The 598-nt window shown below is 52.2% G+C and carries 1 rRNA gene; it reads right to left on the bottom strand.

Annotated elements, in window-relative coordinates:
• Nucleotides 1-598, bottom strand: a 23S ribosomal RNA gene (locus FDX11_RS01535); the annotation flags it as partial.

The raw sequence follows: 598 nt of genomic DNA, 5'->3' as shown, positions 1-598 counted from the left end.
CCCGCCGTGTGTCTCCCGTGATAACATTCTTCGGTATTCGCAGTTTGCATCGGGTTGGTAAGTCGGGATGACCCCCTAGCCGAAACAGTGCTCTACCCCCGAAGATGAGTTCACGAGGCGCTACCTAAATAGCTTTCGGGGAGAACCAGCTATCTCCCGGTTTGATTGGCCTTTCACCCCCAGCCACAAGTCATCCGCTAATTTTTCAACATTAGTCGGTTCGGTCCTCCAGTTAGTGTTACCCAACCTTCAACCTGCCCATGGCTAGATCACCGGGTTTCGGGTCTATACCCTGCAACTTAACGCCCAGTTAAGACTCGGTTTCCCTTCGGCTCCCCTATACGGTTAACCTTGCTACAGAATATAAGTCGCTGACCCATTATACAAAAGGTACGCAGTCACACCCGAAGGTGCTCCCACTGCTTGTACGTACACGGTTTCAGGTTCTTTTTCACTCCCCTCGCCGGGGTTCTTTTCGCCTTTCCCTCACGGTACTGGTTCACTATCGGTCAGTCAGGAGTATTTAGCCTTGGAGGATGGTCCCCCCATATTCAGACAGGATACCACGTGTCCCGCCCTACTCTTCGAGTTCACAACA

The organism is Citrobacter sp. wls714 (assembly GCF_005281025.1).
Classification (GTDB): Bacteria; Pseudomonadota; Gammaproteobacteria; order Enterobacterales; family Enterobacteriaceae; genus Citrobacter; species Citrobacter werkmanii.
The sequence above is the reverse complement of the archived record's forward strand: the minus strand, read 5'-3'. Positions and strand labels throughout refer to the sequence as shown.